This window comes from Plesiomonas sp. (genome assembly GCF_051650925.1).
Lineage (GTDB): Bacteria > Pseudomonadota > Gammaproteobacteria > Enterobacterales > CAMTGL01 > Plesiomonas.
The window spans coordinates 1-5,067 of the sequence record NZ_JBOFRH010000126.1; the positions used below are offsets into that span (position 1 = coordinate 1).

Here is a 5,067-nt window from a genome sequence, read left to right on the forward strand (position 1 = left end):
GTCGCAGATGAAGTGATGTTGCGGCAACGTATCCCTGTCGCGTCCGCGCTGCGAGCGATATCAGGTCATCTCCTGACGACAGCGCGGTACGTTGCAATAATACCACAATGTTTGCGCGGGTGTTAAATCTGCGCGCGAGCTATTGGGGAGGCGTGAAAATAGCGTGTGGGGTAATAAGTGAGCCGATGCGTTACAGCGCCGCGGGCGAAATGACCGTCATGCTTAACTTAATCGCTGAGGCTACAGTAGGCCACAATGATAGCCTCAGCGGATGACAAACTCGGGGCAATCAGTTCAAACAATGGGTTTACCACTCTTCAAACTCAGTAATTTCCCCGCCAGATAACACCGTGTCTTGCATCCATTTTGTCATTTCTAATTTCACGTTGGCGGTACCGAGCATTACGGCAGTAAGCGGTTTGGTGAGTGTTGGGTCATCAACAACTTCGGCCAATGTACGTTGTAAAAGAGCAAGCTGTTTCTCTAAGGTGACAAATGCGCGCTGTTGAGTTGTAGGGTCAACAAAATCACGCATCAATTGGCTCACTGCATTGGCGTATTCACGAGGATCCTCAGACGGTGCTAGCTGTCGTAACTCATCTAAAAAGGCGTGTGCCAGCAAATCTTCATTAATGTCAGGCGCGGCTTCTGGAAGCGCGGTTGACTCCTCGGTGGCCGATACGGCGAGTGCATGTTGTGGAATGCGCTCACTGAGCGGGATGACGTTCTCGGTTGCTGTTGAGAGCTGTGTGGCGGCGATTGTTGTAATCGGTGAGATCATCATGTGGGTTGTTCACCTTCTGCTGAGGGGGTTGTGACGTGCCATTGAGCGATGAGCGCCTGTAGCGCTTGCTGCGACAGTTGGTGGCACTCTTCGGGCAAAGATGCCAAGGTATTCACCAGTGTTCGACTGGCGGCTTCTGTGTATTGTTCTGGTGAAAATTCGATTACTTGGTCGGCATAGCGCAGCACGAAACCGGCGTCGGTATGGAAGTCGAGCTGGTAAGGGTGAGGCCAATGTGCAGTGAGTACATCGCTAAACTGGGTATGCTGATGACGCATCGAGCGTGGCAAAATTAGATAGAGTGTTGTGTCTACGACAGGCAAATTGCGCAAGCACTCTTCCAGTAACAGCAGGAGTGTTTCGGGGTGTTCCACCGCATGGGCTAGCAACTGTCGAGCCTGTTGGTGCAGCCTATCACGAAGGTTCACGGCCAGTGTCTGGCTGTCAGCGATAAATGTGCCGATCTGGTTCATCGCATCCAGCATCCCCTGCTGATACCCATCTTGGTAGGCCAATTGTCGAATCTGCTCGGCTTGTTGTTGAGCTTCGCGCAGCAGCTGGCGGGCATGATGCTGGGCTTGTTGCTCTAAGTTGGCGGCACGTGCATGACGTTGTAGCGTCTTACGTGGAATTAACACACGCTCAAGCGGGGCGTGTGGATGATATGTTGGGATATCTCTCGGCATATTGTAGAGCCAAAGTCAGAATTAATGGATCAGCCTCCGCTTGGGGGGCTGTGTCGTTAATGGCCATCTCAATGGCGGCTGGAAACTGCAGTGGGAATCGTTGAGCTAATGGCTGTGGAAGACGCGCGACCCAAGGGTGTAGTCGTGTGTATCCGGCCGTAAGTAGCTCGGTATCGCCGATGACTTTGTGACCCGTTGATATTTCGGTGGGTAACGTGAGCCGCATAAAGTTGTTGGCCCAATGCGGCAGTTTGCACGAATTGCCTTTCCACGCGAGATCGGCGCGTAAGCTATGACAGCCGATGAGGTAAGCCACATGTGGGAGTCGATACCAATGGTGAATCCACTGTTTAGTCAATGCGTCGAGTTGGAAAGGCTGCCAATCCAACGCATAGCTACGCAGCAAAATGTCATTTACCGCAGTGCGTGCTGTCGGCGTATTGATGAGTCTCGCGGGGATCTGCACCCGCTGCGGGTGCAGATAAGAGAGAGGATCAAACCGAATGCGTTGCAGGCGCATCGAAACACGCGGTGTATTCATACGCCCGCTCCGTGATTATCGACCGGGAGGATTGGCTGAGTCGGTGCTGTTCGGCGGCGCAACCAATACCAAACGGCGATGCCGATCGCGAACAAAAATGGAATCGAAACCAATAAGCCGGTGATGCTGGTAATTTCGTTTTTGCGAGTAGGGGAGCGCGGCGCTTGCTGCTGCGCTTCACTACGTTTTGAAAGCACCACGGAGATATTTTCATATTCAACATCGGCGAAGCTGTTTTTCAAAAAACGTTTGATATCGTTAACTTTTTGTTCAGGATTGATGTCACGCTCATAGACAGCTAACGCGGACAAGTGAATGGGTTTAGATTGTTGTCCACCTTCCCCTGCTTCCACGTCATAGCTAACATGAACGCGAGCCGACAGTAGGCCTTCCATGCTTTGTAGTGATTGCTCTAAGCGTTGTTCAATTGCCGAGTACAATCGTGCCTTTTCCGCTCGTGGAGAAGAAACCAGTGAGTCTGCAGGAAACATCTGGGCAACTTCAACTCGTGGCCGTGTAGGCAGATCGTAGATTTTGAGCCAATCTACGGCCGCCGCAAAATTTGGCTCGGCTACGAGAATGCTGTAGCCGGCTTTCCCACGGCCGACCTTATCGGCCTCAATGTTGTGCCGCTGTAAAACAGCAATCACTTCATTGGCTTGCTTCTGATCTAATCCTTCGAGCAGATCTTGTTGTCGACAGCCCGTTAATACGAACAGCAGTAAAACGGCGAGCAAGCTTTTCATGAGCGCAGCAGTCCTTCCACCGCACCTACGGCTTTACGGGTCAGAGTGCTGATCAGCGACACTTCCAAGTTATAGTTGGACGATCTCAATTGCAGCGAAAACAACTCCGCCGGATCGGTAACTGCTGCCGGGTTTTCGAGGCGAGCTAAGATAGCGTCTTTTTCCATTCCCAGATTGACGGCTGAACGCGAGAATGCATCAATCAGACGCGCATCAAGTGAAACGATATCGGTGTCTTGGCGTGTAATATCGCGATAACGATCAGTCAGTGCATCTAATGATGGGGCAGCGATTTGTGACATAGCATCAACTCCTTAAGGCCTTACAGCATGCTGCAAGGCTCCAGTGGATTAACGGAAGTTTTGTATGATGGCGGCATCAATATCTTTGAATACTTTGACCGTGTTGGATTGTGCGTTGCGGTATAAGTTGTATTCAGAGAGTTTGCTCTGATATTTAGCGAGCAGTTGTGGATCTGATGGAGTCTCGGACAGCTCAGCTAGCGCCTCATCAACCTGTTCTTGTAAGTTGGCAACGCCGGTGTCAAATTTTTGCGAAATTCCATCAAGGTAACCGGACCATGTCATGCTAATTTCCTTCTAAAAGCTCATAGTGGTTTGGGGAAATACCAGTGGGCGGGGCTCATTTTGATATAGCCCTGCTCACCGTACTGATAGGAGCGGCCTTTGAGCCAGTCATCCTTCAATTCGATTGCAAACTGCACATAGCGCCCACCCCATTGGCGGTAGTACTCTTCAACAAGCTGACGTGCGCGCAGCAGTTCGCCATCATCCAACGCACCTTGCACAACAAACGTGACACCACCCGCGTGATCTTGCCGTGTATATGGGAGTGCTTGGCGTTTGAGCTCCGTTTCTGCCTGACGAATTACCGTGACATCATCAATTGCAATAAGGCTGATCTGGTCCGCATAAGGAAACTGTGACAGTAAACGTTGGCTTAAACGCTGGCGCTCAGCATCATTCAGAGCTGCGCGCTGACGGCTGATCCACAACTGCGGTAGTCGGGGGTTATCCATCTGCAGCCGGTAATAGGCAAGGTCAGGATAATTGTCGGCTAGCCAGCGTGTCATACGTGCATTTTCGCGCTCGGTGCTGATGACTTGTGCGGGTTCTTTATTTTCGCCTCGCGCGATCACCTGCTGTGCCCATGACACATCACGTTCATTGCTGGCGGCGACATACAGCGTTTTGTTGCGCCCAGGCAACACTTGAAAACGTTGATTATCGTTACCTAACAAAAGGCCGAGTTCATTCGCTTGCTTTTGAGGTGTGCGCCATAACCAAAATAAAGCAATAACGACAGCACCCGTGATGAGTGCCAACGCGACTACGGCGGGTATATAGCGGCGGTGTGTTGAGTGGGTAATTTTCGGGGTGCCGTTTGGATAAGCCAATATCTCTGAAGACCATGTTTGATTTTCTAAGCGTAGAGCAAAGATAAGTCCGCCTATCTGTAGCACTTGATTCAGGCTTGCGGAATACTCCCTGCTGGCATTGCCCTCGGCACTTAATTCACTCAGGGAAATGGCGGACGAGTCAGAATTGTTGAAGCGAAGCTCAAAATTAATCCCCCCGTGTTCGAGTGGAATAAACAGCGTATCTGGCGGTAACTCCGTGATCACTTCGGGGGATGCCACCTGAGACGGGTCTCGCACGACAAACAAAGTGCGACCGGGGAATAACAGAAATTCACAGCCGCACAGAGGGCCGTTGAGCAATCTGATGACTAAGTTGTGCGAAGTCGCATGAGAAGTATCTGTTGTCATAGAGTCAATATCTGTCATTGCCGGATGATGAGAGTAATTTTGACTATACGAGGGTTGGCTTATTCACATCCTGATGAAAAAGTAATGAATTATTTATGCGCTAATCATTGTGCTAAGTGTCAATCATGGATTTATTAGTGAATACGCTAAGTAAGTATATTGTGTCTGTGGATATTGATGGGATCATTGTTTTAACTATGGTTACTTTTTGCAAGTTATTTATCACGTGACATTGTAGGTTTAGAGGATGGTTTTACTGTTCATCACTACAGCTTTGTGTAGAAATAAGATGGATAGTGATAAAACATTTAACCGGTGAAAAATAATAGATGTGAAATAGGAGTGAAAATATTATGGATATTAGAGCCGATTCTATCTATTCAAAGTTAAGCTGTTCAATGCAAGAAAAGCCAGTGATGGAAAACAACTCAGCTGAGCTGATCTCACTGAAGAGTAAAACGCTAAGTATTCACGCTGCGGTTAAAGAATGCAGTAATGTTCCAGATAATATTACGCCTAAG

7 protein-coding genes are annotated in these 5,067 nt (G+C 49.5%); all 7 read right to left on the reverse strand.

Going from position 1 to position 5,067, the window contains the following annotated elements:
* Positions 1–307: 307 nt before the first annotated feature.
* Genes ACRC27_RS02775 through ACRC27_RS02805 form a run of 7 tightly spaced genes read right to left on the reverse strand, consistent with a single transcriptional unit; the run spans position 308 to position 4,546 of the window.
* Complete coding sequence (locus ACRC27_RS02775) at positions 308–784, reverse strand: hypothetical protein (RefSeq protein WP_438639145.1); 477 nt, start codon at positions 782–784, stop codon at positions 308–310.
* The gene (locus tag ACRC27_RS02780) at positions 781–1,470 is read right to left on the reverse strand and encodes a hypothetical protein (protein WP_438639146.1); all 690 of its coding nucleotides are present in this window, start codon (positions 1,468–1,470) and stop codon (positions 781–783) included. The genes ACRC27_RS02775 and ACRC27_RS02780 overlap by 4 nt, the downstream gene beginning before the upstream one ends.
* The gene (locus ACRC27_RS02785; protein ID WP_438639147.1) at positions 1,427–2,011 is read right to left on the reverse strand and encodes a type III secretion apparatus protein OrgA/MxiK; all 585 of its coding nucleotides are present in this window, start codon (positions 2,009–2,011) and stop codon (positions 1,427–1,429) included. The genes ACRC27_RS02780 and ACRC27_RS02785 overlap by 44 nt, the downstream gene beginning before the upstream one ends.
* Positions 2,008–2,757, reverse strand: coding sequence for an EscJ/YscJ/HrcJ family type III secretion inner membrane ring protein (locus tag ACRC27_RS02790; protein ID WP_438639148.1), 750 nt, complete (start codon positions 2,755–2,757; stop codon positions 2,008–2,010). Before ACRC27_RS02790 ends, ACRC27_RS02785 begins: the two co-directional genes overlap by 4 nt.
* Positions 2,754–3,059 (reverse strand): type III secretion system inner rod subunit SctI, encoded by a 306-nt coding sequence (gene sctI / locus ACRC27_RS02795; protein ID WP_167386650.1) that lies wholly within the window; start codon positions 3,057–3,059, stop codon positions 2,754–2,756. The genes ACRC27_RS02790 and sctI overlap by 4 nt, the downstream gene beginning before the upstream one ends.
* 48 nt (positions 3,060–3,107) lie before the next feature.
* Positions 3,108–3,350, reverse strand: a complete 243-nt coding sequence (locus ACRC27_RS02800; protein WP_152108668.1) for a type III secretion system needle complex protein — start codon at positions 3,348–3,350, stop codon at positions 3,108–3,110.
* A gap of 14 nt (positions 3,351–3,364) precedes the next feature.
* Complete coding sequence (locus ACRC27_RS02805; protein ID WP_152108669.1) at positions 3,365–4,546, reverse strand: PrgH/EprH family type III secretion apparatus protein; 1,182 nt, start codon at positions 4,544–4,546, stop codon at positions 3,365–3,367.
* Between the last annotated feature and the right edge of the window lie 521 nt (positions 4,547–5,067).